The organism is Paenibacillus sp. FSL H7-0323 (genome assembly GCF_038002725.1).
In the GTDB taxonomy this organism is placed as follows: Bacteria; Bacillota; Bacilli; order Paenibacillales; family Paenibacillaceae; genus Paenibacillus_AQ; species Paenibacillus_AQ odorifer.
Map to the genome: position 1 here is coordinate 6,337,586 of NZ_JBBODB010000001.1, position 25,696 is coordinate 6,363,281.

The 25,696-nt window shown below is 45.0% G+C and carries 23 protein-coding genes; 13 read left to right on the forward strand and 10 right to left on the reverse strand.

Annotated elements, in window-relative coordinates; genetic code table 11:
* Positions 1-11 precede the first annotated feature (11 nt).
* The 3 genes from MHH89_RS28355 to MHH89_RS28365 are packed head-to-tail and all read right to left on the reverse strand — an operon-like array spanning position 12 to position 3,937.
* A complete protein-coding gene (locus MHH89_RS28355; RefSeq protein WP_076128080.1) occupies positions 12-1,235 on the reverse strand; it encodes a Ger(x)C family spore germination protein in 1,224 nt (407 codons plus the stop codon).
* Complete coding sequence (locus tag MHH89_RS28360; protein ID WP_076128078.1) at positions 1,228-2,331, reverse strand: GerAB/ArcD/ProY family transporter; 1,104 nt, start codon at positions 2,329-2,331, stop codon at positions 1,228-1,230. The genes MHH89_RS28355 and MHH89_RS28360 overlap by 8 nt, the downstream gene beginning before the upstream one ends.
* Positions 2,324-3,937, reverse strand: coding sequence for a spore germination protein (locus MHH89_RS28365; RefSeq protein WP_139330130.1), 1,614 nt, complete (start codon positions 3,935-3,937; stop codon positions 2,324-2,326). Before MHH89_RS28365 ends, MHH89_RS28360 begins: the two co-directional genes overlap by 8 nt.
* A gap of 170 nt (positions 3,938-4,107) precedes the next feature.
* Between MHH89_RS28365 and recQ the strand changes: the two genes are divergently transcribed.
* Positions 4,108-5,943, forward strand: a complete 1,836-nt coding sequence (gene recQ, locus MHH89_RS28370) for a DNA helicase RecQ (protein WP_076137470.1) — start codon at positions 4,108-4,110, stop codon at positions 5,941-5,943.
* A gap of 15 nt (positions 5,944-5,958) precedes the next feature.
* The gene (locus MHH89_RS28375) at positions 5,959-7,866 is read left to right on the forward strand and encodes a B12-binding domain-containing radical SAM protein (RefSeq protein ID WP_341088635.1); all 1,908 of its coding nucleotides are present in this window, start codon (positions 5,959-5,961) and stop codon (positions 7,864-7,866) included.
* A gap of 1,707 nt (positions 7,867-9,573) precedes the next feature.
* Here MHH89_RS28375 and MHH89_RS28380 read toward each other — a convergent pair.
* From MHH89_RS28380 to MHH89_RS28395, 4 genes are read right to left on the reverse strand one after another with little or no spacing between them, the layout of a single operon-like run.
* A complete protein-coding gene (locus MHH89_RS28380) occupies positions 9,574-10,524 on the reverse strand; it encodes an alpha/beta fold hydrolase (protein WP_076279506.1) in 951 nt (316 codons plus the stop codon).
* 27 nt (positions 10,525-10,551) lie between these two features.
* A complete protein-coding gene (locus MHH89_RS28385; RefSeq protein WP_076128070.1) occupies positions 10,552-11,520 on the reverse strand; it encodes a type I phosphomannose isomerase catalytic subunit in 969 nt (322 codons plus the stop codon).
* A gap of 48 nt (positions 11,521-11,568) precedes the next feature.
* Complete coding sequence (locus tag MHH89_RS28390) at positions 11,569-12,171, reverse strand: class I SAM-dependent methyltransferase (protein WP_076219068.1); 603 nt, start codon at positions 12,169-12,171, stop codon at positions 11,569-11,571.
* Entirely contained in the window at positions 12,171-13,127 is a 957-nt protein-coding gene (locus tag MHH89_RS28395) for a TIGR01212 family radical SAM protein (protein WP_076107276.1), read from the reverse strand. The genes MHH89_RS28390 and MHH89_RS28395 overlap by 1 nt, the downstream gene beginning before the upstream one ends.
* A gap of 324 nt (positions 13,128-13,451) precedes the next feature.
* Between MHH89_RS28395 and MHH89_RS28400 the strand changes: the two genes are divergently transcribed.
* Positions 13,452-13,631 (forward strand): hypothetical protein, encoded by a 180-nt coding sequence (locus MHH89_RS28400; RefSeq protein ID WP_036679526.1) that lies wholly within the window; start codon positions 13,452-13,454, stop codon positions 13,629-13,631.
* A 196-nt stretch (positions 13,632-13,827) separates the two neighbouring features.
* The gene (gene trmB, locus MHH89_RS28405) at positions 13,828-14,544 is read left to right on the forward strand and encodes a tRNA (guanosine(46)-N7)-methyltransferase TrmB (protein ID WP_036679523.1); all 717 of its coding nucleotides are present in this window, start codon (positions 13,828-13,830) and stop codon (positions 14,542-14,544) included.
* Positions 14,545-14,636: 92 nt separating this feature from the next.
* On the opposite strand, the gene MHH89_RS28410 is transcribed toward trmB, so the two are convergent.
* Both MHH89_RS28410 and MHH89_RS28415 read right to left on the reverse strand, forming a co-directional pair.
* Complete coding sequence (locus MHH89_RS28410; RefSeq protein WP_076128064.1) at positions 14,637-15,752, reverse strand: MGDG synthase family glycosyltransferase; 1,116 nt, start codon at positions 15,750-15,752, stop codon at positions 14,637-14,639.
* A gap of 51 nt (positions 15,753-15,803) precedes the next feature.
* Positions 15,804-16,331 (reverse strand): phosphatase PAP2 family protein, encoded by a 528-nt coding sequence (locus tag MHH89_RS28415; protein ID WP_076128062.1) that lies wholly within the window; start codon positions 16,329-16,331, stop codon positions 15,804-15,806.
* A 404-nt stretch (positions 16,332-16,735) separates the two neighbouring features.
* Here MHH89_RS28415 and MHH89_RS28420 point away from each other — a divergent pair, with 404 nt between their 5' ends.
* The 4 genes from MHH89_RS28420 (at position 16,736) to rplT (ending at position 19,404) form a co-directional block, all read left to right on the forward strand.
* Positions 16,736-17,974, forward strand: a complete 1,239-nt coding sequence (locus MHH89_RS28420; RefSeq protein ID WP_036679513.1) for a glycosyltransferase family 2 protein — start codon at positions 16,736-16,738, stop codon at positions 17,972-17,974.
* 280 nt (positions 17,975-18,254) lie between these two features.
* A complete protein-coding gene (infC, locus tag MHH89_RS28425; RefSeq protein WP_036679510.1) occupies positions 18,255-18,752 on the forward strand; it encodes a translation initiation factor IF-3 in 498 nt (165 codons plus the stop codon).
* A gap of 60 nt (positions 18,753-18,812) precedes the next feature.
* Positions 18,813-19,013, forward strand: a complete 201-nt coding sequence (gene rpmI / locus MHH89_RS28430) for a 50S ribosomal protein L35 (protein ID WP_036679507.1) — start codon at positions 18,813-18,815, stop codon at positions 19,011-19,013.
* A 31-nt stretch (positions 19,014-19,044) separates the two neighbouring features.
* Positions 19,045-19,404 (forward strand): 50S ribosomal protein L20, encoded by a 360-nt coding sequence (gene rplT / locus MHH89_RS28435; protein ID WP_036679505.1) that lies wholly within the window; start codon positions 19,045-19,047, stop codon positions 19,402-19,404.
* Between the two features lie 129 nt (positions 19,405-19,533).
* Here the strand turns inward: rplT and MHH89_RS28440 are convergent, their stop codons facing one another.
* Positions 19,534-20,076, reverse strand: coding sequence for an acyl-CoA thioesterase (locus MHH89_RS28440; RefSeq protein WP_051491073.1), 543 nt, complete (start codon positions 20,074-20,076; stop codon positions 19,534-19,536).
* Positions 20,077-20,385: 309 nt separating this feature from the next.
* Here MHH89_RS28440 and MHH89_RS28445 point away from each other — a divergent pair, with 309 nt between their 5' ends.
* From MHH89_RS28445 to MHH89_RS28465, 5 genes are all read left to right on the forward strand, one after another.
* Positions 20,386-21,435 carry a BMP family lipoprotein gene (locus MHH89_RS28445; RefSeq protein ID WP_076107271.1) on the forward strand — a complete coding sequence of 350 codons (1,050 nt, stop codon included), beginning with the start codon at positions 20,386-20,388 and terminating at the stop codon, positions 21,433-21,435.
* 179 nt (positions 21,436-21,614) lie between these two features.
* Complete coding sequence (locus MHH89_RS28450) at positions 21,615-23,153, forward strand: ABC transporter ATP-binding protein (RefSeq protein ID WP_076192998.1); 1,539 nt, start codon at positions 21,615-21,617, stop codon at positions 23,151-23,153.
* A complete protein-coding gene (locus MHH89_RS28455) occupies positions 23,146-24,219 on the forward strand; it encodes an ABC transporter permease (RefSeq protein WP_076107269.1) in 1,074 nt (357 codons plus the stop codon). Before MHH89_RS28450 ends, MHH89_RS28455 begins: the two co-directional genes overlap by 8 nt.
* Positions 24,220-25,176, forward strand: coding sequence for an ABC transporter permease (locus tag MHH89_RS28460; RefSeq protein WP_036679496.1), 957 nt, complete (start codon positions 24,220-24,222; stop codon positions 25,174-25,176).
* Between the two features lie 184 nt (positions 25,177-25,360).
* The gene (locus tag MHH89_RS28465) at positions 25,361-25,690 is read left to right on the forward strand and encodes a hypothetical protein (protein ID WP_076128060.1); all 330 of its coding nucleotides are present in this window, start codon (positions 25,361-25,363) and stop codon (positions 25,688-25,690) included.
* Positions 25,691-25,696 lie beyond the last annotated feature (6 nt).

Consider the following 25,696-nt stretch of genomic DNA (forward strand, 5'->3'; position numbering starts at 1 on the left):
ATAAACGTCATTTAATTTTGTTTAAGACCTACTCTGTCGATGTGAGTTTTCAACTTAACTTCAATACTGAGATTGGAATACTGCTGCTCCCAGTCATGTTTGTCACGAATATTGGCTTTCCAGTAGGAGGGAGCATATGCACGAATATATTCACCCATGCCAAAGACATCGGAATGCGCTTGTTGAGTTTCTTTGATAAGGTGGTTGAAAATACCGATCACTCTCTTTTGAAAAATATCTTCAATCTTTTCTAAAGAACGGCTGGAATCGATAGGGATATCACTACGTAAATGCTCATCTAGAGCCGCCTCTAAAGTGAGGTTATAAGTGATGTGAGGTTTGCCCTCTTTGAAATGGACCTTCACCCTCGTGAACCGGTCGTTGACCTTGAGCATCACCGGACCGAATTCATCAGCATAAAAAAGATCGGAGTATCCCCCTGGATTAATGCCCTTCATGGACATATATGCGCCAATCTCAATCGGAATCGTCGATCCGACCATCACTCCACCACTAAAGTAAGCTAGGCCTTTAATCATGATATTGTCTTCCTGATGTAATGAGACGTAAGGCAGATAACCACTTTCGCCCCATTTGGATTCTGCTGACCAGAATACACCTATATAATCAGCGGGGAATTTTCCTGATGTTACTGCTTTTTCCATAGTGGAGAGGATGTAAAGGGTCGGCACTCGCTGCAGCGGAGGATTAATATTCATAAATTTAGCAGCCTCCCCTTCGGATACTAGCAGCCAGGTCCGGCGACGAACTTCTGGATTTCGCCGCAAATAATCATTTAAGTCATTCATGCTTTTTTTTGCTATGTCCTCACTAATGATAATCACTCGTAAATGAATTAGATAACGTGGATCAGAAATTTGCTGCTGTAAATTGTTCATGGCGTCATCTAAGGTGTACCCGTACACTTCTACGACCCATACTGGATTTTGATTCACGCCTCCGCCTTCCCCCCCACTGCCTGGTCCGAGTGGAACTCTTCCCGGAACCGCAATTTGGGCGGTCACACGGATTTTGGGAAGGTTAATATTTGCGCTTTTAAGATGAGTGGTTTGATCATCATTTATTTTGCTGTCTGGAGGGACGGAATCAATGGATAACCCTAGTACCAATGCACGGTCTTCTATTTCAAGCTGGTCCCAGCACCCTGAGAGTAAGCCAGACATGAGTGAGAGAATAAATATAAGAACTACACGCTTGTAAATTTTTTTATTCATGAGAAATGGCTCCTTTATTTCGGATTAGAGAGACTAACCATAATAAAAGAGGATAGAAGGTCAAAAAAATCAAACCGATTATCGCTGTAATGCTAGCAAATGAATAGACCTGAAATATATTTCTCGGCAAAAGTGAAAAAGTGATGATAAGTGGAAGTAAGAAGCTGGATATTAGGCGGTGATCCTTGTGCCGCAGCACTTGTTGCAGAGAGTATGCAGCTAAGTAGTAGTTCGTAAAGATGGAAGTGAATATAGAAACCACCCAAATTATTATAAAAAGAGCATCAAACCGTTCTAAAAGTCCTGCGCCGATGGATATGGAGCGAGCAGCTTCTAAGGTTGGATAGGAAAGTAATTTGGTTTCTTGAGCTCCAAACATGCCTAAAGTGACCCAAACGATCATTACATAAATGAATCCAATGATACAAAGCGCAACAGTGCCTGCTTTAAGGATCTGTTGAGGTTTTTTCATTAAAGGAACCAGCAGGATGATGACAAAGGTGCCCTGATAAAGGCCAGCGGACGTAATCGTTCCTTTGGAAAAGCTTGAAAAGGTGGTGTGATTTCCGGTGAGGGGTAGCAAGTTTAGAACGTCAACATTTTTCATAGCTACCAAGGCAATTGCTATAACAGATAATAGAATAAAAGGTAAATAGAAAACATGGACATAAGTGAATTTCACAATATTTCTTCGGATTGATAAGGCAACCAGTAGGAGCATTAAGAGAATTACTGCTTCGATGGGTGTCTTTTTAAAGACAACCGCAATACATACTTCTCCGAATTGGCGCATGGTGATCCCGGCAGAGAAAGCAAAAAACAAAGAAATAAAAATGGAGAAAATATCCGCGAGCCCAGTTCCGAGAAGGCGGCGGCTGAATACGAACAACGTTTCGTTCGGGAATTTTCGGCAGACAGCTGCTGTAAACCAGCAACCCAAAAAAGCAACAGGTACACCAGAAGCAGTCACGAGCGGTGCACCACTGTCTCCGGCTTCAGCCATATAACGAGGAATACTTAAGATTCCTATTCCTATAATCGTACTAACGATTACAGCCATGACTTGGATCGTTGTTATGGGGCGGTTACTATTCATCAGCTTCACTTTTCTCCTTAAAAATCAGATCGGTATGCATTTTCGGAATATCCTTGGCAAGAAGATCAGGATCAGGTGTATTAAGAAAGCTTGGGCGGCTTCGCATCCACCATAAAGGTACCCGAACGATACTATCCTTAAGGTCCTTCCATATCGTAGGGACAAAGGGGGTCATGTAGGGAACGCCAAAAGATTCCAGGAATAATAAGTGGTTGATAATAACAATAGTGCCCAGCATTACTCCGTACAGGCCAAAGCAGCCTGCCAATATGATCAATGGAAATCTAAGCATTCTTGAAGAGATTGCGGCGTTGTAAGCGGGTGTGGCAAAAGACCCTATGGTCGTTATAGCGACAACAACTACGGTGGTTGGACTCGCCAGACCTGCTGCTACGGCTGCCTGACCAATGACAAGCACACCTACAATAGAAAGAGCCCCGCCAATCATTTGCGGTAGGCGAATGGTTGCTTCGCGCAGCACCTCCATGAAGACTTCCATAATCAGAACTTCCAATACGGCTGGAAAGGGTACGCCAGCTCTTGCACCTGTTATTGCTACGGCGAACTCTGTCGGCAGTAGCTCAGGATTGAAAGAGATAATGGATACATATAAGGCAGGGAAGAAAAGGGAAAATAATAATGCGATCAGGCGGATCATTCTTAGGAGGCTTCCTACGATAAAACGTTCCGTATAGTCATCCATCGTCTGAAAGAATTGGTTGAAAAGTGCCGGGACGATAAGGCAGAAAGGTGAGCCATCTACAAGGATGATGACTCGTCCTTCTAATAAAGAGGCTATAGATTTATCCGGACGTTCAGTTGGCTGAACCTGTGGAAACGGGGAAAGGGGATGATCCTCTATAAATTGCTCGATATACCCCGCATCAAGGATGCCGTCTACATTTATTGCTGATAATCTCTTCATCACCTTTTGAACTAGCCCTGGATCGGCTATTCCTTCGATATAACAAACAGCTACTTTTGAGCGCGTCCGTACGCCAAGAGGGGCAGTTACTACACGAAAATCCGGCGTTTGTAGTCGATAGCGAAGCAAAGAGATGTTGGATTCTAAATTCTCTATAAACCCATCACGTGAACCGCGTATAACTTGTTCAGTTTGAGGTTGCTCAATGCTACGATGCTCAATTTTACGCAGATTGAAGTAAAGTGCCTGATCCATTCCATCTATGATTAGAACTACATTTCCATCCAACAAGACGGAGACTAGAGTATTTAGGTCCTTAGTGCGGTTACCTTGTGTGACTTGTACCGTCATACTCCAGATGTAATCAGGTAAATCCTTTAGATCTTTTGGAATTTCTGAGTGGTCGGAGGAAACATTCATTAATGGCTTTAAAACATAGTTCTGAATTTGATTCTGGTCCACCACAGAAGAAAAAAAGATAATAGCCGCATCATATCTACCGTATACCTTGAAGTTACGGACAATAAGGTCGCTGTCTTCTCCAAAGACTTGTCGAATGAAGCTTATATTGCTCTTCAGGCTGGAATCCAATGGCTTTACTGGACGATTGTCCTGGGCAGAGGACTCGTTACGTGCAGGCTTTTGTTTAAAGGAGGTATATTTTTGTTTCCAATTTTGCACGGTCGCTCCACCTTTCTATGAAATCACGCTTATTAAAGCTTGGCTTAAAAGAAGACCTTTTATGTAAATATTTCAAAAGAAGAACAGGGTGATGATAGTTAAGAAGTGTTGCTCATTACACCATTGACCGCTAAACTAAAGATAGAAACGCCTAAGGAGTTATGAGAGATATGAAGATGCAAGCACCTACTATTGAACAGGCGCAGGCTGAGCTGCAAAAATATTACGGTTATCCAGACTTTCGGGATGGCCAGAAAAAGATTGTTCAGAACTTGCTGGAAGGACGCGACACACTGGGAATCCTCCCTACGGGTGGAGGGAAATCGATCTGTTATCAGGTTCCTGCACTGCTCCTGCCAGGGCTGACACTGGTGATATCACCACTGATCTCGCTGATGAAAGACCAGGTGGATGCGTTAACTACTGCGGGTATTCCGGCAGCCTTTATTAATAGCACGTTAAGCGGAAAAGAAGTGAATGAGCGGATTCGGGCTGCCCGGCGGGGCGATTTGAAGCTGCTCTATGTTGCGCCCGAAAGACTTGAGCTGGACTGGTTCCGTCTGGAAATGGCTGAGCTGTCTATTTCCTGCGTGGCTGTTGATGAAGCGCACTGTGTATCCCAGTGGGGACATGATTTTCGGACAAGTTATCTGTCGGTATCTCCATTTGTAGATGAGCTGCCTGAACGTCCGATCCTGGCAGCATTTACCGCCACGGCGACGCCGGAGGTTATGGAGGATATGGTCCGGCTGCTGCGCTTGCGCGAGCCGGGTATTTTCATGACGGGGCTAGGAAGAGATAATCTGGCAATGTCCGTGCTGCGGGGAGAGAACAAGCGGGAGTTCGTTATGGATTATGCGGCTACGCATTCTCACCAGCCGGGGATTGTATATGCGGCAACCCGCAAAGAAGTAGATGATCTGTATCAGAGGCTGCAAGCTTCGGGCATAGCGGCAGGTCGCTATCATGCGGGTATGAACGACCAGGAGCGGGCAGATAGCCAGGAAGGGTTCCTCTATGACGATATCCGGGTCATGGTGGCTACGAATGCCTTTGGGATGGGGATTGATAAATCCAATGTCCGGTACGTAATTCACTACAATATGCCCAAAAATATGGAAGCTTATGTTCAGGAAGCAGGTCGTGCTGGACGTGACGGGGAGCCGAGTGAATGTATATTGCTGTTTAGTGCGCAGGACATTATGACGCAAAAGTTCCTGATCGAGCAGAATCCACAGGATACTGACCGTAAAGCTAACGAATATCGCAAGCTTCAGCAAATGATTGATTATTGCTATACTACCCGCTGCTTGCGCAGTGCCCAGCTGGATTATTTCGGGGAAGAGCATGGGGACAAGCCATGTGGTATCTGCAGCTCATGTACGGATGAACGAGAGCTAGTGGATATGACCGTCGATGCGCAAAAGATCTTCTCCTGCATCCACCGCATGCGGGAGCGTTATGGTGTAGCGTTGGTGGCATCTGTGCTGAAAGGCTCGCGCAATCAAAAGGTGATGCAGTACGGCTTCGATAAGCTGCCCACACATGGGGCGATGTCGAGCCGGACGGAGAAGGAAATCTCAGAGAGTATCAATGTGCTCATCTCAGAAGGGTATCTTGCCTTGTCGGAAGGCCAGTACCCTGTAGTACGGCTTCAGCCTCTGGCTGCCGAGGTCCTGCGCGGACAGCGTGAGGTGATGCAGCGTGTGGCACGGCCTTCGCGGACAGGTACAACATCTGGTACGAGAGTTCGTAGCCGGGGGCATGACCTGTCGCCATCAGCCGTCAATGAGACTGTCTTTGAGCAGCTGCGTCTTATCCGGCGTGAATTGGCAGGACGCGAGCATGTGCCGTCGTACATTATTTTTAATGATGCTACGCTGCGTGAGATGAGTGTGGTTTGCCCGCAGACCGAAGCGGAAATGCTGAGGGTAAAGGGTGTTGGGGAAGTGAAATACCGGAAGTACGGTAAGGCATTCTTAGAGTTTTTTCAAAATGAAATGTAGAAAAGGTCGTGTAGCATGAAAATCGTCCTGACCACGTTAAACGCCAAATATATTCATACCTCACTCGCAATCCGCTTGCTAAAAGCGTACAGTGAGCATGAATTTAAGGATATTCATTTGGCAGAGTACACCATCAAAGATCCCGTGATGAATATTGTGTCCGACTTGTTTCAGAAACGGCCAGATGTGATTGGTTTCTCCTGTTATATCTGGAACATCGAAGAGACGCTGAAGCTGATTGGTATTCTTAAGCAAGTGATGCCTGAAGTTACGATTGTTCTCGGAGGACCGGAAGTTTCGTATGAGCCGCTTCATTGGATGAAAAGAGAAGCTGGCATTGATTTTATAGTTAATGGAGATGGGGAAGAGACGTTCCACCATTTGCTGCAGGAGCTAAGGGATGATCGTAAGTTTCACTTTGTGTATGGAGCCGCTTATCGCAAGGGAGAAGAGATCATTGTCAATCCACCACGTCCCAAAAGCGATCTGAATACGCTGCCTACGCCGCATCGTTTTCCTGAGGATATTCCAGATTTGAGTAAACGTATTGTTTATTTTGAGACAAGCCGCGGGTGCCCATTTAACTGCCAGTTCTGTTTATCTAGTATTGAGGTAGGCGTACGTTATTATGATATTGAACGAGTGAAATCTGATCTGCTCTATTTAATACAGAATGGCGCCAAAATCATTAAATTTCTGGATCGTACCTTTAATATCAACCGCAACTATGCGATGGAAATGTTTCAATTCCTGATCGATAATCATCAAGGCTGCGTGTTTCAGTTCGAAATTACCGCAGATATCATGCGGCCGGAAGTTCTGGATTTCCTATCTAAGAATGCGCCTCCGGGTATTTTTAGATTTGAAATTGGGGTGCAATCTACCAACGATGAGACGAATGAGCTTGTTAAACGCCGCCAGAATTTCAAAAAGCTGTCCCGTACCGTAATGAAGATTAAGGCAAGCGGCAATATCGATCAGCATCTGGATTTGATTGCCGGATTACCTATGGAGGATTACAGCACCTTCCGTAAAACGTTTAATGATGTATTCGTTATGGAGCCGGAAGAGCTACAGCTAGGATTCCTCAAAATGCTGCGGGGAACGGGGCTGCGGGCGCAGGCGTCTAAATATGAGTACACGTATATGGAACACGCACCTTATGAAATCCTTAGCAGTCATATGATGCCTTTCTCAGACATTATCCGTTTGAAGCGGCTTGAGGATGTGCTGGAGAAATACTGGAACAGCCACCGGATGGACCATACGGCCAAGTACTTGATCCGACATGTATTTGATTCGCCATTCGATTTCTTTCAGGAGTTCGGTGACTATTGGGAGGAGAGAGGCTGGCAAAAGATTGGCCATCAGCTGGAAGATCTCTTTACCCGCTTGCAGTCCTTCCTGATAGATCGCGGGACGCCGTCTATGGAGGTTATAACTGGCTTGATGAAGCTGGACTATTTTCTTGGACACAAGTACAAGCCGCGCAAAATCTGGTGGGATTTCGTGCTGGATAAGTCGGATTGGTCGAGCTATTTGAAAGATATCGCGGCTAATCCGGGTCAAATTTCTGCCCAGTTAGCAGAAGCAGGACTTAACGAAAGAGAACTGCAAAAGTATACTGTGCTGGAAGTATTGCCATTCTCGCTGGAAGCGGTGCTGGATTCCATCAGCGGCATGCGTGCCGATGAAGGCTTGGAGGATAGTGAAGCTGATATGGCTAATCTGGAGGCGTTGCCTTCGGCAGACTCGCCATTACAGGGAGCAACGGATAGTAGTTTAGAAGAGACTGCGCAAGCAGCAAACTCGGCTGTAGCTGTAGCGGAGCCCGCTTCCATTAGGGAAGGGCGCACGCTACTAATCGTAATGTATCAGCAGAACGAGAGCCAACGCGCTCAGTACTACACACTGCCTTTGTAATAGGCGGGTGGAAGGATAGACCGTTCCTTTATGGGACGGTCTATTTTTTTGTCTTGGGCGATAGCGTCATCTGGATTCACAAGTGGCTGGGAAGGGGATGAGGTGGAGCTAGTGGCGATTGAGTCCGCATGTGGTGGAGGAGAGAGATGGTGGGGATATTGACAACTGGGTCCGAAAGCGGTGAGTAACCCGACGCAGGCGGACCCAGCGGACCTTATACGTGGAATTATCTTGTTTTTTTGATGCTAACGGACCGCATAGTCGCTATTGTCACGAAAAACACCCAATATGAACCTGTTTCGCATGAATAGCTTCACTGGAGTCCGAAACCTAGCTCGAAAGGCTATAAATCAGCAAATAGCGTCAACTGAGTCCGAAAGCGGTGAGTAACCCGACGCAGGCGGACCCAGCGGACCTTATACGTGGAATTATCCTGTTTTTTGGATGCTAACGGACCGCATAGTCGCTATTGGCACGAAACACACCAAATATGATCCTGTTTCACATGAATAGCTGCACTGGAGTCCGATATCTAGCTCGAAAGGCTATAAATTAGCAAATAGCGTCATCTGAGTCCGGAAGTAGCGGGGAGAGTAATGAGTGTAGTTAGATAACAACTGAGATCGAAAGTGGCAGGGGAGAGTGACGATGTGTAGTTAGTGTTAACTGAGTCCGAAATTAGCGGAGAGTGTAATGACTCGGCGTAGGCGGACCCAGCAGACCTTATAACGTGGAATTATCCTGTTTTTTGGATGCTAACGGACCGCATAATCGCTATTGGCACGAAACACACCAAATATGAACCTGTTTCACATGAATAGCTGCACTGGAGTCCGATATCTAGCTCGAAAGGCTATAAATCAGCAAATAGCGTCAACTGAGTCCGGAAGTAGCGGGGAGAGTAATGATGTGTAGTTAGTGTCAACTGAGTCCGGAAGCGGTGAGTCACCCGACGCAGGCGGACCCAGCGGACCTTATACGTGGAATTATCCTGTTTTTTGGATGCTAACGGACCGCATAGTCGCTATTGGCACGAAACACACCAAATATGAACCTGTTTCACATGAATAGCTGCACTGGAGTCCGAAACCCAGCTCGAAAGGCTATAAATTAGCAAATAGCGTCAACTGAGTCCGGAAGTAGCGGGGAGAGTAATGAAGTGTGGTTAGCGTCAACTGAGTCCGGAAGTAGCGGGGAGAGTAATGATGTGTGGTTAATGTCAACTGAGTCCGGAAGTAGTGGGGAGAGTAATGAAGTGTGGTTAGTGTCAACTGAGTCCGGAAGTAGCGGGGAGAGTAATGAAGTGTGGTTAGTGTCAACTGAGTCCGGAAGTAGCGGGAAGAGTAATGATGTGTAGTTAGTGTCATCTGAGTCCGAAAGTAGCGGGGAGAGTAATGATGTGTAGTTAGTGTCAACTGAGTCCGAAAGTGGAGGGGAGAGTGACGATGTGTAGTTAGTGTTAACCGAGTCCGAAAGTGGAGGGGGAGAACGATGAGCTGAAAACAGCGTCAACTGAGTCCATTAGCGGTGGCGGAAGTTTATTTACTAAAGTTCAGATGCGCGGAGGAACTGGAGATTGTTAGATTGAGAAGTCTGCTGAGATAAGTTACGCAAACCGCAAAGAAGCGATCTCCCAAATACCGGGAGCATCGCTTCTATGTTGTCTCAATTCTCGTCTCATAAATTCACTAACTACCGCGTTTTCTCTTAACTTATCGTTGAAACCTCTGAAGGAAGGTGGCGCTCTAACCAGTTGAGCACATCGGCTGTGACTTGATCTCGATTCACTTCATTTAGCATTTCGTGTCTGCCTTCTGGATAGAGTCGGAACTCAACGTCTGACACTCCTCGTTTCTTATACAACTCCGCAAGACGGGGAATGCCTTGACCGTTCATCCCGACAGGGTCCTTATCCCCACCGAATATATAAATGGGCTTACCTGTACATAATGTGCTAAGTGATTCCTCAGTATGGATCTCTCTTAGGAGGTGGAAGAAACCACGGAAAAAGCGTGTTGTACAAATAGCTCCGCAGAATGGATCGGAAATGTACTTATCTACTTCCGCAGTATCGCTGCTCAGCCAGTCAAATGTTGTTCTGACCGGGGAAAAGGCGCGGTTATAGCTGCCAAATACCAGACTGTTCAGCAGTACACTGCGATGATGCTCACCCTTTAGCTTAAGCTGCGCGCTAGCCAGAGATTCTCCAATACGCAGCATACTGCGTGGACCATTTGTCCCGCTTAGGATAAACCCTGAATAGATTTCGTTGCCTTCTTCGCACATGAGTTTTTGACCCAGAAAGGAACCCATACTGTGTGCGAATAAAATGATGGGCTTTCCTTCATGCTTGGAGAGTGCTGCGGCACCTACCTGCAGAAGATTGCGCCGCATCCAATAAAATCCGTCCTCCCCAACATCACCAAGCAGGTTGACTTGACCAGCGGTTCTACCATGTCCCCGGTGGTCATTGGCATATACTGCATAACCAACCCCGGTTAAAGCTTCCGCAAAACGAGCGTAGCGGGCAGCAGTTTCACACATCCCGTGTGAAATTTGCACGATTCCTCTAACTGGCACATCGGACTCAGGTAACCATTCATAGACATGGATGGTTACACCTATGGGATCCGTTAGAGTAAAGCTGTTTTCCTTCATGGTCCATTCCTCCTAAAGGTTCTCGACTTATGGTAAATAAGAGCGAAGCACAGTAGAATGACCCTCGATAGTATAACGGCCTAGGTTGGAAGGAATTAGATAACATTCCCCTGCGGCATAAGGCTGGGAGCCGCCTTCCCAAGTCAGATGTCCGCTGCCTTCGCAGATAACCAGAATAGTGAAGCTGTCTTCTGAAGTGGTGAGATCCCATGAACCATTTACGATCCCTTTTTCGACAATAAAATAAGGTGAAGCGGCGAGCTGCAGCCACTCTCCAGGCACTGCATGATCGGTCTTCATCGAAGTAGCGCCAGCGCCTTCATAAGCTGTAACATTCAGAGAATCCTCGATATGAAGCTCGCGTGGTTTTCCATCTAGACCTGGACGGTCGTAGTCATAAATACGGTATGTAGTGTCGGAATTCTGTTGAATTTCCGCTACAACGACACCAGCGCATAGAGCATGTACCGTTCCGGCAGGGATGTAGAAGGAATCGCCAGCGGAGACAGATACCTCTTGAAGGCTATCCATAACCGTGCCTTTTTCCAGTGCTTCGCGTAATGTTTCACGGTCTACACCTTCTTTAAGGCCGTAGATGATTTTTGCATCTGGCTTAGCGTCTAATACGTACCACATCTCTGTTTTACCCAGTTCACCTTTAGGCAATCCTACATAATCATCCGTAGGATGGACTTGAACGGAAAGGTTGTCGTTGCAATCCAACAATTTGATCAAGAGTGGAAATCTTCCGCCAGCTTCTGATATTCCCTTGCTTCCGAACCACTCGTGACCAAATTGCTCACGAATTTGATCCAGACCTTGTCCAGCTAATTCTCCATTAACCACCGAAGATGTTCCATTCGCATGATCGGCAATCATCCAGCCTTCACCAATATGACCTTCTGGTAGATTCAGGCCGAATTTCTCCAGCGCGCGGCCACCCCAGACACGTTCTTTAAACTCCGGTTGAAATTTTAAAGGATATGGTTGTGTCATTCGTAATCTTCCTTCCCAATTACAAGATTGTTTGATTGTTTACAAAGCTTAAGATGGGGAACCTTTTTTCTTCTCGAGGGCAATTACATAAGGTGCGTCCGTGCGCTGCAACTGGCGGTATACAATGCTCTGCGCTACCTTAGGGGAAACAGTCGCAGCCCAAGCTTCAACAGCGGCGGCTTCGAGATCTCCGCCTGCATGGCCAGGATACAGTACAGCCGTAATAATTCCCCCCGGACGCAGCAGCTGGAGTGAAGCTTCCAGGGCTGCAATAGAGCTATCCGGCTCAGTAATGATATTCTTATCGGCATCGCCTGAAGGCAGATAGCCAAGATTGAACATTACAGCACCAACGGTGCCTGGCCAGTTAGCCGGGACGGCTTCTGCCATTTCGGCATGGCTGCGTTCCAGTAAGGTAACGGCAGAGAGTGAGGAAGTGTCCTCCCGCGCAAGCCGGAGACGTTCTTCTGCCAGCTTCAGCGCCGCAGCTTGAATGTCAAAGCCGTAGACTTCGCCACGAGCTCCGGTTGTTTTGGCTAGAAAAAGCGTGTCAGCACCAGTACCTACAGTTGCATCAATCGCACGGTCACCTAAAGTTAGCCGCTCAGAGATTAATTTATGAGCAAAGCTTAGAACGGACATAAAGCCCATTAGCCCTTCCTCCAATACTTACCCTGCCAAGTATCACGAGCAACAAGCTCATCGTCAATGGCATTTAGCACTTCCCATTTCTTGAGACTCCACATCGGTCCAACTAAGAGATCCCGTGGGGCATCTCCAGTCAAGCGATGAACAATCATCTCAGGGGGCAGAATTTCAAGTGAATCAGCAATCAGCTTCACATACTCGTCCTGTTCCATGAATCGGAGCAATCCTGCTTCATACTGCTTCACCATTGGTGTTTTCCGCATGAGATGCAGAAGGTGAATCTTAATTCCCTGCACATCCATGCGAGCTACAGCAGATACCGTTTCAAGCATCATTTCGTGCGTCTCCTGTGGGAGACCGTGAATGATATGGGTACAGATCCGAATATTGTGACGGCGCAGCTTCTCCACAGCCTCCACATAACACTGCGTATCATGCGCCCGGTTAATAAGCTCAGAAGTGGAGTCATGTATAGTCTGAAGACCCATCTCTACCCAAAGATACGTACGCTTGTTCAGCTCTGCTAAATATTCGACCACATCATCCGGCAGACAGTCAGGGCGCGTAGCAATCGATAATCCAACGACACCAGGCTGCTGCAAAATAACTTCGAAATATTCTCTCAGCTCTTCGACCGGAGCGTACGTATTAGTATAGGCTTGGAAGTAACCGATATATTTAGCATTTGGCCATTTCAGATGCTGTCTGTCACGGACGTTATTGAATTGTGTGACTAGGTCATCTCGGCGGCTTCCGGCAAAATCACCAGAACCTCTGGCACTGCAAAATGTGCAGCCTCCCTTAGCAATGGAGCCGTCACGATTGGGACAGGTAAAGCCTGCATCAAGCATAACTTTGAATACCTTGGTGTTCATGTGTTCACGCATTTCGTAATTCCAAGTATGAAAACGTTTATCTCCCCAAAGTTGCGGAGGAGAAGTGTATTGAAGATTAGACACGAGAAGCCCCTTTCTGAAAATATAATTATGGATAAGATTCCTTATCCTTATATTTTTCTGAGACAGATGGCGTCCTTATCCCAGAGAACGCACAGCCGTTTCTTATAATCCAATACATTGTATCAAAAAACCGAGCTCGGCGTAACATTGACTCCTCATAACGGCATGAAAAATAGGCAGGAAATAAGGCGCTTTCAGCTTGAAAATGCTTACATAGTATGTTATATTCAGAGTGTGAAAAGCTGCTGTGGCATAAAGAAATTCATCCAAGAGTTCATAATTTCGTGTCGTCCGATCCATAATAATAACCGTGAGGTGATAGCAATGAATTCTCAAACGGTATATGCTGAGGGTAAAGATTCGATTGAAGTCCACTTAACACCAGATGAAGCCCTTGCACTAACGGGCGTGGAATTTAACGGCAACCCTAAGATCAAGACAGATGCGCAGCGCAAAATTCGTAGCGCATTCGAAAAAAAGACATTTGCCACAAACACAAAGTAAATCCTGATTTGTCAGACAAGAACGAAATCTATTCCAATATACAACAACGAAGGAATTCCTCTGAACAGCTCATTTAAGAGCTGAACCAGAGAATTCCTTTTTCTTTTTTTACCGCAATCCCTTTACTTTTTGGGACAATTTCGGCACAATATTGCAAGTGACAGTTATCGTATAAGAGATAATCGGAGGAATACCTATGCGTTTACGCGGAAGAAAAGGAATACGTGAAAGTTTGGAAGAACAGACGGATTTAGTCATTCTAGATCCTCGGAGTTATAAAGGTGAGTGGTCCAAGCTGTTCGGTAACGATCATCCGATCCATGTGGAGTTCGGAATGGGCAAAGGACAGTTTATCAGCCAAATGAGCTTTAAATATCCTGATATTAACTTTATCGGAGTGGATATGTATGATGAGCTGATCCGCCGTGCTGGAGATAAGGCTAGAGCAGTATGGGAGCCGGCAGGACATGAAACACCGCCTAACCTGAAATTGGCACTTGCAAATATCGATTATGCTGAGGAAGTATTTGCTCCGGGAGAGCTTGAACGGATTTATCTTAATTTCAGCGATCCGTGGCCTAAAAGCAAGCATGCCCGGCGTCGTTTGACACATCCGCGTTTTCTTGACAAATATCGCGGTTTGCTTAGCGATCTAGGTGAAATTCATCTAAAAACAGATTCCCGCAGTCTTTTTGAGTTCTCATTAAATGCCTTTGCGGACTTTGGCTTGCAGATGAAAAATATTTCTTTGGACCTACATGCAGATGGCATCATCAACGAGGATCATATCATGACAGAATATGAGACGAAATTTGTCGGACGTGGCGTGAATATCCATCGTTGCGAGGCAATTGTAGGTGCAGAAGCACTCAAACAGTATCAGGCTACCCGATTGGATAAATATCGGCTGTAGTTACAAAGCACTGCTTCAAATGGCATGCTTCAATAATAAAGCGGCAACTCTCCAAGTAAAGTAGTTTGGAGGCTGCCGCTTTTTTAAATTAACTATTCCAATAATTCGATGATACTCTGAGCACATTGTAAAGGATGGTAGCGCGCAATTTCTTCAAGATGAAGTTTGCGCTTGTTTTGCACATCCTCATAGTTGTTTAAGAGGCGCTCCATCCACATTTCGACAACCTCTAAAGATTCGATGGGTTCTCCGAAGCCGGCTGCAGTAAAGTAGCGGCAATTCTCCTCCTCCTGCCCGGGAAGAGGGTGATGGAAGAGCATCGGAATACCTTTTGCAAGCCCTTCACTGCAGGTCATTCCTCCCGGTTTTGTAACCAGCAGATCGGACACCTCCATCAGCTTGTGGATTTCACGCGTAAAGCCGAGTAAGGAGATATTAGGATGATTATAATGCGGGTCTTCTTTCATTTCCTTTAGCAGCTGTTCGTTATTGCCGAGACAGAAAACAATCTGAATCTTGTCACGCCATTCCGCCAGACAAGCATTTACGACTTGGTCGTTCATGATTCCCCAGCCTCCGCCCATGACAAGAACGGTTGGCATCTCCCGCAGATTGAATTGCTCTCGAATCTCCTGCTTTCCGGGATGCTTCCAAAAATTAGGGTGTATCGGTATACCTGTTACCTGAATTTTCGTGGCAGGAATATTTCGGCTGCGTAATTTGGATTTAACCTCAGGTGTTGAAACCAGGTAAAGGTCTACCTCTGGGCTAATCCAGGTTGCATGCGCATCATAATCCGTTATGACGGTGACGAGCGGCACATTTAGGGTAGGATCCAATCTCTTTAGGCGGGACACTACAGCACCTGGAATAAAATGTGTGCAGACAATTACGTCGGGTTTCAGTTGTCTCACAATATTTTTGGCATGCGTATAAAATATACGATGCAAGGCAAGCGTGGTAAGACGATTGAATGATTTCTGGTGACGGTAGACATAACCCATCAATTTTGGCTGTGTCGTTACCGTCTTTCGGTAAGCAGACAGAATAATAGGTGCCATCTTGGGGTTTAAAAAATTTCCAAGTTCTAGCACCTTCGTTTGTAAATTAGGCGATAATTGGCGCAGACTGCTCGACAACGCATAAGCTGCTTGTGTATGTCCGGCGCCAAAACCTTCCGAGAGTATTAAGATTCTTTTTTTACGCAATGTTGATTCACCTATTCTCAAGGGTTTTCCCGGTTATTAACAATAAATGCTTTACATCCATAAGGCTATAGTACCAGCTGCTACGCAGGAACCGATCACTGCGCCAGCTATAACATCTGATGGATAATGCAATCCAAGATAAATACGAGAAAATCCGACAATACAAGCTAGCGGCAGCAGAATAACGGTCAAAGCAGGAAACGCCAGCATATAAGGGACCGTAGAAGCAAAGATAGCTGTAGTATGACCAGATGGAAAAGAATGATCCTTTAATGGATTACGAAAAGTATTGGTTTCCGGTAACGCCAGATAAGGACGCATACGCGGGTACAGTTTTTTGGCGATAGCTACGGGTATATGGCTGACAGCTAGTGCTGTTAAGGCTTGTAAACCTGTAGTTCTCCAAGGCTCAGGAGCTAATACCCATACCAGTATATTGATAACAATCGTGCTTGTAGCTCCACCCAAATGAGTAAGGTAAAAGAGCCAAAAGTTCAAAAAACGATTATGCATTCGTCCGTTGATCCACTTAAAAAGATGCCGCTCCCAGAGATGTAGTTTCATGAATAAATGTCTCATATCTAATTCCCTCCGCTAGTCCGGCTACCGTTAACAGATGTTAATGCAGTAATCCGTTCTATAGCTTAGATCTGTCTTAATCATACTTTTTAAAGGTAGTTCATTTCAAGGAAAAGCTCAGGTTTACACGAAATTTGCCAGTTTTGACTTAGAGCACTATTACGCTTTACAATGATTCAAGCAGACTAAACCTGTTTAAAAGGGTAAGAGATAAATAAGGATTCAAAAAAAGGAATCCATAGAATTCTTTTAAACAGCATATATAAAAATTGTGAAGTCTGCCGAGAATAAGAATACTCTTGGTCTATTGTTAAGGGATGCAACAAAAGGGTCAGAAAGAACGTCAAGCAAGCTAGAGAGAAAAAAAGAACACCAAGAGTGAAAAAAGGGGGCATCAAAAGGTCATGACAGACGCACTGTTTGTTACGCTCCAAGTGATCTTGGCAGCAATCGCAGTCTATCAGTTTACGTTTTCATTATTCGGACTGCACAGGAAAAAGAAAAAAACGCAGTATAAGCCGGAAAAATCTTTTGCCGTACTTGTTGCCGCACATAACGAGGAAGAAGTTGTCGGCGCATTAATGGAGAATCTGAAGCAGCTTAATTATCCATCAGAACTGTACGATGTATTTGTAATTTGTGACAATTGTACAGACGGTACAGCTCGCATCGTTAGAGAACACGGCATGAACGCTTGTGTCCGCACCAATGCAAATCTGAGAGGTAAAGGCTATGCAATAGAATGGATGCTTAAAGAGCTGTGGGCTATGCCGCGGCAATATGATGCTGTTGTCATGTTCGATGCCGATAACTTGGCGCATACTGAGTTCCTGATGGAGATGAATAATGATCTTTGTTCAGGTGCACGGGTAATCCAAGGTTATATCGACACCAAGAATCCAGAGGATTCCTGGATTACAGCTGCTTATGGTATTTCGTACTGGTATATTAACCGTTTGTGGCAACTTTCACGCCATAATTTAAATATGGCTAACTTCCTTGGCGGAACCGGAATGTGTTTTGAGACCACACTTCTTAAAGAAATGGGCTGGGGAGCTACAAGTTTGGTCGAGGACTTGGAGTTTACGATGCGTAGTGCAGCACATGGTGTATATCCTAAGTTCAATTATGATGCAAAGGTATTTGATGAGAAGCCGTTAACCTTCAAGGCCTCCTCAAGACAGCGTCTGCGTTGGATGCAGGGGCACTTCACTGTGGCTCGCCGTTATTTTTTCCCATTGCTTTGGCAAAGTATTAAAGAACGCAGCTTAACGAAGTTTGACCTCGCGCTTTATGGAGCGAATGTATATATTGTATTGCTCACTTTTTTAATGACGGCGGTAATGTGGGTGGATATGGCGTTCTTTAACGGACCGAATATCGCTAACATTTACGGCAGCTTGCCGATCTGGCTCAGCTTCCTGGCTATTGGCGCCAATCTGGTGACTTTTGGTATTGCGATGGCATTAGAGAAGGTTACGTTCAAGAAAGTATATGCTTATCTTGTATTCTTCCCGATCTACTTGATCTCGTGGTATCCGATTACGTTCTATGCGTTCTTCACGCAGAACAATAAGCAATGGAGCCATACCAAGCATACTCGCGTAGTACGACTTGAAGAAGTGCAAAGTAAGCAGGTATAAAATTCACGAAATTTCTGCATAAAAGGATTGACACCCCAAATAGTGTGGTGTATAGTATTCAAGTACGCAAATCATAGGGATTGCAAGAAGAAGCACCTGCTTCTCACCTGACTGGCATATTCGCCGGCTGGTTTTGATCTCAATGCTTTATGAATGTTAATGTTCATGAACGTTGATCAAACACGGGGTGTCGGGTGTTACCGGCACCCCTTTTTTATGGAGTTACGTGAGAATAGTTGTTAAAAAGATCCGGAGGTGGAGAGTTATCAGTAAGGAACATATGATCAATGATGAAATTCGGGCCAAAGAGGTACGGTTGGTTGGTGCGGAAGGTGAGCAAATCGGAATTAAACCGATCCGCGAAGCGCTGCAAATGGCGATCGATCTTAATCTGGATCTAGTCAATGTAGCACCACAGGCTAAGCCGCCGGTATGCCGCATCATGGATTACGGCAAGTTCCGTTATGAAACGCAGAAGAAAGAGAAGGAAGCGCGTAAAAACCAGAAGGTCGTTGATATCAAGGAAGTCTGGTTCCGTGCTAACATTGAGGAACATGATTATCAAACTAAGTTCCGCAATGTGATCAAGTTCTTGGGTGAGGGCGATAAAGTGAAGTGCTCCGTACGTTTCCGCGGACGTGAGATTACACACGCGAATATCGGCCAAAAAATCCTCGAACGAGTGAAGAACGAAGTGGCTGATATATCTGTTGTTGAGCGCCAGCCAAAGCTGGAAGGCCGCAGCATGATTATGATTTTGGCTCCTAAAGCTCAATAAATCTGGAGTCACTTGCTTATCTGCAATTTGGCGCCGCATAATATTCAAGGAGGAAACACCATGCCTAAGATGAAAACACACAGCAGCCTGAAAGGCCGCTTCAAAATTACCGGAACTGGTAAAGTAACACGTTACAAAGCTCACAAAAACCACTTGCTGTCCCACAAATCTAAACGCGCTAAGCGCGTTCTGAACGGAAATCCAGTAATGGCCCCTGGGGATGTAAGACGTTTGAAACAAGGATTGGCTAACTTGAAATAGTTTATTACACATTTTTGGGAGGTTTATTAATATGGCAAGAGTTAAGGGCGGATTTGTAGTTCGTCGTAAACATAAAAAAGTGTTGAAATTGGCAAAAGGTTATTTCGGTTCTAAACACCGTATTTTTAAAACAGCTAAAGAACAAGTAATGAAATCGATGGTTTACGCTTACCGCGACCGTCGTCAAACTAAACGTAACTTCCGCAGACTGTGGATCGTTCGTATTAATGCAGCAGCTCGTTTGAACGGTCTTTCTTACAGCAAGCTTGTATACGGCCTGAAATTGGCTGGTGTAGAAGTTAACCGTAAAATGCTGGCTGATCTGGCTGTGAATGATCTTAACGCATTCAACTCCTTGGCTGGTATTGCTAAAGAGAAAATCAACGCGTAAGTGTTGTAATATAACCGAAAAGCACCGCCTGCGGGTTGCCCATGCAGCGGTGCTTTTTTGTGCGGTAAGATAGGGATGAAGCAGCGTTGACATTCCCTACATAAAAGAAAAAGCTCTGCATCTGCAGAGCTATTCCCAGTACTTTATGGTGTTTAATTGAGCGGCGAGTTTTTTGCTGATATTGCGGCGAACTTTTCGTAGCTCGGAACGTTCATTAGCAGATTCGTTGATCAGCTTCTCTTCGTCTGTCTCTGGGATGATAGCTGGGACCGGAGTAGGCGTGCCATCCTCTTCGACTGCGACAAAGGTTAGGAATGAAGTAGCAGCGACAGCGCGCTCTCCAGTATATAGATTTTCTGAAATGATCTTCACAAACACCTCTATGCTTGTCCGTCCGGTCCAGGAGACGAAGGATTCAAAGCATACGGAGTCCGTAGGGCGAATGGGTCTCAAGAAGTCTACAGAGTCTGTAGAGGCTGTGACGACGTTAGTTCGACAATGGCGCATAGCTGAAATGGAGGCTACTTCATCAATGCCGCTCATAAGCTTGCCACCGAATAATGTTTTGTGATTATTGACATCATTAGGGAAAACGCGTCCGGTTTTGAAGACACGGGATTCACGGCAATACTTGAAGGCCGGTGTTGTTTGTGGATTTATTTCTTCGGTCATGATCTGATAACTTCCTTTCAGTGCAATTACTAAGGAATCATAATAATAGAAAACACTTAAGTGTGCAATAATATTTGTAATGTGTTGGAATACTATACAGAGTAAAATCAGGGTTTCTGACATTAACCAGACATAACTGTAACATGCTATGTCATGGAAAGCGGTTACTTGCTAAAAAGTGCAAATTATTATTGACCTGAGGTCATTTATGCACTGGATTTTAGATTTTATTGCAGTTATAATTTGAACTAATGGAATGTCCAAGCAGAACACAGAAGACATCCAATATTTTAAGGGGGATTACATTCAATGAAAAAAGGTTTAAAGCTATCTCTTGCAATGTTGCTGTCTCTTACAGTCGTTTTGACAGGCTGTGGAAACAACAATAACAACGCCGCTAAAGGTGAAACTAATGCAGGAACCAATGCAGGAACAAACGCACCTAAATCCGATTTCAAATTTGGTATGGTTACTGACATTGGTGGCGTAAACGATAAATCGTTTAACCAATCCGCATGGGAAGCATTGCAAGCTCTTGAAAAAGAAACAGGTAGTGGCGTTAAGTACTTGCAAAGTAAATCAAATGCTGACTATGAGCCAAACCTTAACTCCTTCGTTAAAGATGGATACAACTTGACTTGGGGTATTGGTTTTGATCTTGGCGACGCAATTAAAAAAGTAGCTACTGAGAACCCAAATGCTAACTTGGCTATCATTGATAGCGTAGTTGAAGCTCCTAACGTAGCTTCCGTTACTTTCTCCGAAAATGAAGGTTCCTTCTTGGTTGGTGTGGTTGCTGGTCTGACTACAAAAACTAACAAAGTTGCATTCATCGGTGGTCTGGAAAGCCCTGTAATCAAACGTTTTGAAGCTGGCTTTAAAGCTGGTGTAGCAGCAGTTAACCCTTCAGCTAAAGTAACACCTACTTATGCTGGTGGTTATGACAAACCAGACGTTGGTAAATCTCTTGCGGCTACATTGTATAACGACGGAAACGACATTATCTTCCCTGCTGCTGGACAAACAGGAAATGGCGTATTCAACGAAGCTAAAGCTCGTAACAAAGCAGGCGGTACTAAAGTATGGGTTATTGGTGTAGATAAAGACCAATCCATCGAGTTTGGTACTGACGTTACTTTGACTTCCATGATCAAACGTGTAGACGAAGCTGTTCTTAAAGTTTCTAAAGAAGTAATTGACGGTACGTTCAAGGGTGGTACTACAACCGTTCTTGGTCTGAAAGATAATGGTGTAGGTATTTCTGATACTAAGGACAACGTTTCTGAAGAGATCCTGGCTAAAGTTGAAGAATACAAAAAACAAATCATTGATGGAACAATCACTGTTCCTTCCGAGTAATAGTTAGTCTCCATTTATTGCATTACAATAAGGATCAAAGAATAAGGCCGGTGTTGTGCTGGCCTTATTCCTTGTTAAAGCACTGGTTATGATAAGAGGAACATAGATATACCGCCTTACAAAGGGCGGTACATCCGTGTCTATAAGGTAGTTATATATTCTGTGATGAGGGTGATTCCATGAGTGCTGCGGCTCCTGTCGTAGAGTTGAAGCAAATCACAAAACGCTTTCCCGGTATTGTTGCTAACGATTCCATTAGCTTGACGCTTAAAAAGGGTGAAATCCTTGCATTGCTTGGTGAGAATGGTGCAGGCAAGTCCACTTTAATGAACATTGTATTTGGATTGTATCAACCGGATGAAGGCAGTATTGAAATCGACGGGAAACCGGTTATTATTGATAACCCCAATAAAGCTATTGAGCTTGGTATTGGTATGGTTCATCAGCATTTCAAGCTTGTGGAGCCTTTTACGGTGACCGAGAATATTGTTCTTGGGATGGAGCCGAAAAAAGGTCTTAAAATTGACTATAAATCCGCTGCGGAACAGGTTCGGAAGCTATCGGAGCAATATGGCCTGCAAGTGAATCCAAATGCCGTTATTCATGACATTTCGGTAGGTATGCAGCAAAGGGTAGAAATTATGAAGACCCTGTACCGTGGAGCGGATATTCTCATATTTGATGAGCCGACCGCAGTACTTACGCCTCAAGAAATTACGGAACTCATGGCGATTATGAAGCGGCTTGTTGCAGAGGGAAAATCCATTATTTTGATCACGCATAAGCTTAAAGAAATCATGCAAATATCTGATCGGGTCACCATTATTAGACGTGGGAAAGTAATTGATACTGTGAATACCGCAGAGACCAATCCTAATGAGCTAGCTGAAAAAATGGTTGGGCGTGGCGTAACTTTCAAAGTGGACAAGAAGGTTCCTGAGGTTGGCCAATCTGTACTCAAACTGAAGGATGTCAGCAGTAAGAGTAAAGATGGGGTCTCCGTACTGGATGGTCTTAGCTTTGAAGTAAAAGCAGGGGAAATTCTCGGGATTGCTGGCGTAGATGGTAATGGACAAAGTGAGTTGATCCAGGCCATTACAGGTCTGCGCAAAATTGATTCGGGTTCGATAACCGTGTCTGGCAATGAAATTGCTAATTTATCACCGCGAAAGGTTTCAGAGATGAATGTCTCTCATATTCCTGAGGACCGCCACAAGCATGGGTTAGTGCTTGATTTCACCATGAGTGAGAATATGGTTTTGGAAACCTATTATAAGAGTCCTTACAACAAAAATGGCTTTTTGCAAAATGATGTCATTGATAAGTACGCAGCGAAGCTTATAGAGCAATTTGATGTACGTACACCTTCAATAGAGACCAAAGCACGTTCTTTATCCGGCGGAAATCAACAGAAAGCGATTATTGCGCGGGAAATAGATAAAAATCCGACATTGTTAATTGCCGCACAACCTACACGCGGTCTAGATGTTGGGGCTATTGAATTTGTTCAGAAGCAACTCATAGCTCAGCGTGATCAAGGAAAGGCTGTTCTACTTATTTCCTTTGAATTGGACGAGATTATGAACGTCTCTGACAGAATCGCTGTTATCTATGAAGGGAAAATTGTCGGTGAAGTGTTCCCGCAAGATACGAATGATCAGGAACTGGGTCTTATGATGGCAGGCAGCTTGCAGCGGGGAGGTAAGGCAGTTGAATAAGTTCAAAAAAATCTTCACAACTGACAGCTACATCGTTCCTCTGGTTGCCATCGTGCTTGGTTTTCTTGTGGGAGCAATAGTTATGCTTCTGGGCGGTTATGATCCGATAACTGCTTACTCCGCACTGTTCAAACGTGTGTTTGGTAATTTGTATAACTTTGGTGAAGCTGTGCGCGAAATGACACCATTAATGCTTACAGGGCTAGCCGTAGCTTTCGCATTCCGTTCAGGGATGTTTAATATCGGGGCAGATGGCCAAGTAATGATTGGTATGACAGCGGCAACAGTGGTGGGTATTAAGATGGCAGGTCTGCCATCCTTCCTGCTTGTCCCGCTTGCTGTAATTATTGCGGGTGTCTGCGGTGGTTTATGGGCAGGGATTGCCGGTTATTTGAAAGCAAAACGTGGGATTAACGAAGTTATTACCACAATCATGTTAAACTGGATTGCTCTTTACCTGTCGAATTATATCGTTAGAAACTTTTTGTTGCTTCCAGGACAAAATCGTTCCGAGGATATTCCGGCCTCGCTTTCCATGACCTTTTTGAATTCGATATTTGATAATGCACGTCTACACTGGGGTACAGCTATTGCTCTTGCTGCAGCGGTATTCTTCTATGTGTACTTATGGAAGACCAAGCAGGGCTACGAAATGCGTGCAGTTGGTTACAATCCACATGCTGCCGAATATGCAGGGATGAATGTTGGACGTAACGTTATGAAGGCAATGTTCATAAGTGGTGTATTCGCCGGTCTGGCCGGAGCAGGAGAGGTGCTTGGTGTATTCCATTATCAAGCTATTTTCGCGGCATCGCCAGGATATGGATTTGATGGTATCGCTGTTGCTCTTCTTGGTTTAACACATCCACTTGGTGTTATTCTGGCTGCGATTCTCTACGGTACGCTGACTTATGGTTCTGCGGGTATGAGTTTTGCTGCAGATGTTCCACCAGAGCTTATTCGTATCGTTATTGGTTCAATCATATTCTTTATTGCGGCACAAGGGATTGTGCGCTGGGTGCTTAAGCCCTTTTACTTCAAGCGCAAGAAAGAGAAGGTGTTATAGATGGATCTGCAGACGTTAGGTCAACTGCTTAATACAACGCTTGTTTTTTCCACAGCGCTCATTTTTGCCTCACTTGGCGGCATCTTCTCTGAACGTTCCGGTGTCGTAAACATTGGACTTGAAGGTTTGATGATGTTTGGTGCCTTTGCGGCAGCAGTAGGCGGTTATTATGCTCAGGACGCTGGAATGGGCGAATGGGCTCCTTGGGTTGGTGTACTCTGTGCTATAGCTGTTGGTGTGCTAGGCTCACTAATTCATGCGGTTGCATCTATAACCTTTAAATCTGATCAGACGATTAGTGGTACGGTTATTAACTTTTTAGCTGCAGGAAGCACGCTCTATATGGTAAAGCTCCTGTTTGATGGATCTGCTGAAACTCCGATCATTGATGGGTTTAGCAAGGTTGCAATTCCTGGGCTCTCCAAAATCCCAGTGATTGGTGAAGGGATTTTTAATTCCTATCCTACAACTTATCTGGCCATAATACTGGTCATCGTTATTTATTTGGTTCTGTTTAAGACGCCATTTGGATTGCGTTTGCGTGCAGTAGGTGAGCATCCAAGTGCTGCAGATACACTGGGTGTAAAAGTTAATCGGATGAGATATATCGGTGTAATGTTGAGTGGATTGATGGCGGGTATTGGTGGAGCTACAATCACTTTAACAACAACCGGAACCTTTGGACATAATACAATCTCTGGTCAAGGTTTTATCGCCATTGCAGCGATGATCTTTGGGAAATGGAATCCACTTGGTGCCTTTGGTGCAGCGGTATTCTTCGGATTCTCCCAAGCGATTCGCAACTATGTTCAATTGTATGAGTGGTCACAAAATATTCCTCAAGAGTTTATCTTTATGATCCCTTATGTACTGACTATCATCGTGCTGGTAGGGGCTGTAGGCCGATCCTCTGCTCCTAAGGCATTAGGACAGCCATACGATCCTGGTAAGCGATAGAAATGTAACCTTTCAAAGCCGTATTTCCGGTCTTTTCCCGGAAATACGGCTTTTTTATTAGGATCAGCAAGGATAAACATTGAGGCAGGAGGGCAAGTGTACAGGCGAAGGTCCTTTCCATCGAATAGACTGTTTTGTAGATGATGCAAATGAGAGGCGTACAAAACATTTAGGAGGGGATCATATGACTAAGCCAGTTACGAAGAAGCAGGTTATGAGACTCGTGGGTAAGCAGATCATTGCAGTAAAAAAGGACGGTACTCAGGTGACAGGGAAACTGCTTCGTGTATCCGGAAATCGTCTGATATTACAACGCGTAAGTGGTAAAAAAGTACAAACCAAAGCAATCATTCCTTTAGTGTTGTTTGATTTGCTAGCTATTGGTACAGCACCTTATGCTTTTGGTGGTGGCTATGGCGGTGGAGCTCCTTATGGCGGAGGTCCTGGCTATGGTAATCCTTATGGAGGTTACGGGTACGGAGGCACACCCTATCCACCTTTCGGATTCTTTTAAGTTCAG

Bases quoted from the DNA above. Each gene is read 5' to 3' on its own strand.
- MHH89_RS28460 (WP_036679496.1), top strand. From the start codon at position 24,220: ATGGATCTGCAGACGTTAGGTCAACTGCTTAATACAACGCTTGTTTTT.
- MHH89_RS28355 (WP_076128080.1), bottom strand. From the start codon at position 1,235: ATGAATAAAAAAATTTACAAGCGTGTAGTTCTTATATTTATTCTCTCA.
- MHH89_RS28380 (WP_076279506.1), bottom strand. From the start codon at position 10,524: ATGAAGGAAAACAGCTTTACTCTAACGGATCCCATAGGTGTAACCATC.
- MHH89_RS28445 (WP_076107271.1), top strand. From the start codon at position 20,386: ATGAAAAAAGGTTTAAAGCTATCTCTTGCAATGTTGCTGTCTCTTACA.
- MHH89_RS28360 (WP_076128078.1), bottom strand. From the start codon at position 2,331: ATGAATAGTAACCGCCCCATAACAACGATCCAAGTCATGGCTGTAATC.
- MHH89_RS28440 (WP_051491073.1), bottom strand. From the start codon at position 20,076: ATGACCGAAGAAATAAATCCACAAACAACACCGGCCTTCAAGTATTGC.
- MHH89_RS28375 (WP_341088635.1), top strand. From the start codon at position 5,959: ATGAAAATCGTCCTGACCACGTTAAACGCCAAATATATTCATACCTCA.
- MHH89_RS28385 (WP_076128070.1), bottom strand. From the start codon at position 11,520: ATGACACAACCATATCCTTTAAAATTTCAACCGGAGTTTAAAGAACGT.
- recQ (WP_076137470.1), top strand. From the start codon at position 4,108: ATGAAGATGCAAGCACCTACTATTGAACAGGCGCAGGCTGAGCTGCAA.
- MHH89_RS28400 (WP_036679526.1), top strand. From the start codon at position 13,452: ATGAATTCTCAAACGGTATATGCTGAGGGTAAAGATTCGATTGAAGTC.
- MHH89_RS28450 (WP_076192998.1), top strand. From the start codon at position 21,615: ATGAGTGCTGCGGCTCCTGTCGTAGAGTTGAAGCAAATCACAAAACGC.
- MHH89_RS28465 (WP_076128060.1), top strand. From the start codon at position 25,361: ATGACTAAGCCAGTTACGAAGAAGCAGGTTATGAGACTCGTGGGTAAG.
- trmB (WP_036679523.1), top strand. From the start codon at position 13,828: ATGCGTTTACGCGGAAGAAAAGGAATACGTGAAAGTTTGGAAGAACAG.
- MHH89_RS28390 (WP_076219068.1), bottom strand. From the start codon at position 12,171: ATGGGCTTTATGTCCGTTCTAAGCTTTGCTCATAAATTAATCTCTGAG.
- infC (WP_036679510.1), top strand. From the start codon at position 18,255: ATGATCAATGATGAAATTCGGGCCAAAGAGGTACGGTTGGTTGGTGCG.
- rpmI (WP_036679507.1), top strand. From the start codon at position 18,813: ATGCCTAAGATGAAAACACACAGCAGCCTGAAAGGCCGCTTCAAAATT.
- MHH89_RS28415 (WP_076128062.1), bottom strand. From the start codon at position 16,331: ATGAGACATTTATTCATGAAACTACATCTCTGGGAGCGGCATCTTTTT.
- MHH89_RS28420 (WP_036679513.1), top strand. From the start codon at position 16,736: ATGACAGACGCACTGTTTGTTACGCTCCAAGTGATCTTGGCAGCAATC.
- rplT (WP_036679505.1), top strand. From the start codon at position 19,045: ATGGCAAGAGTTAAGGGCGGATTTGTAGTTCGTCGTAAACATAAAAAA.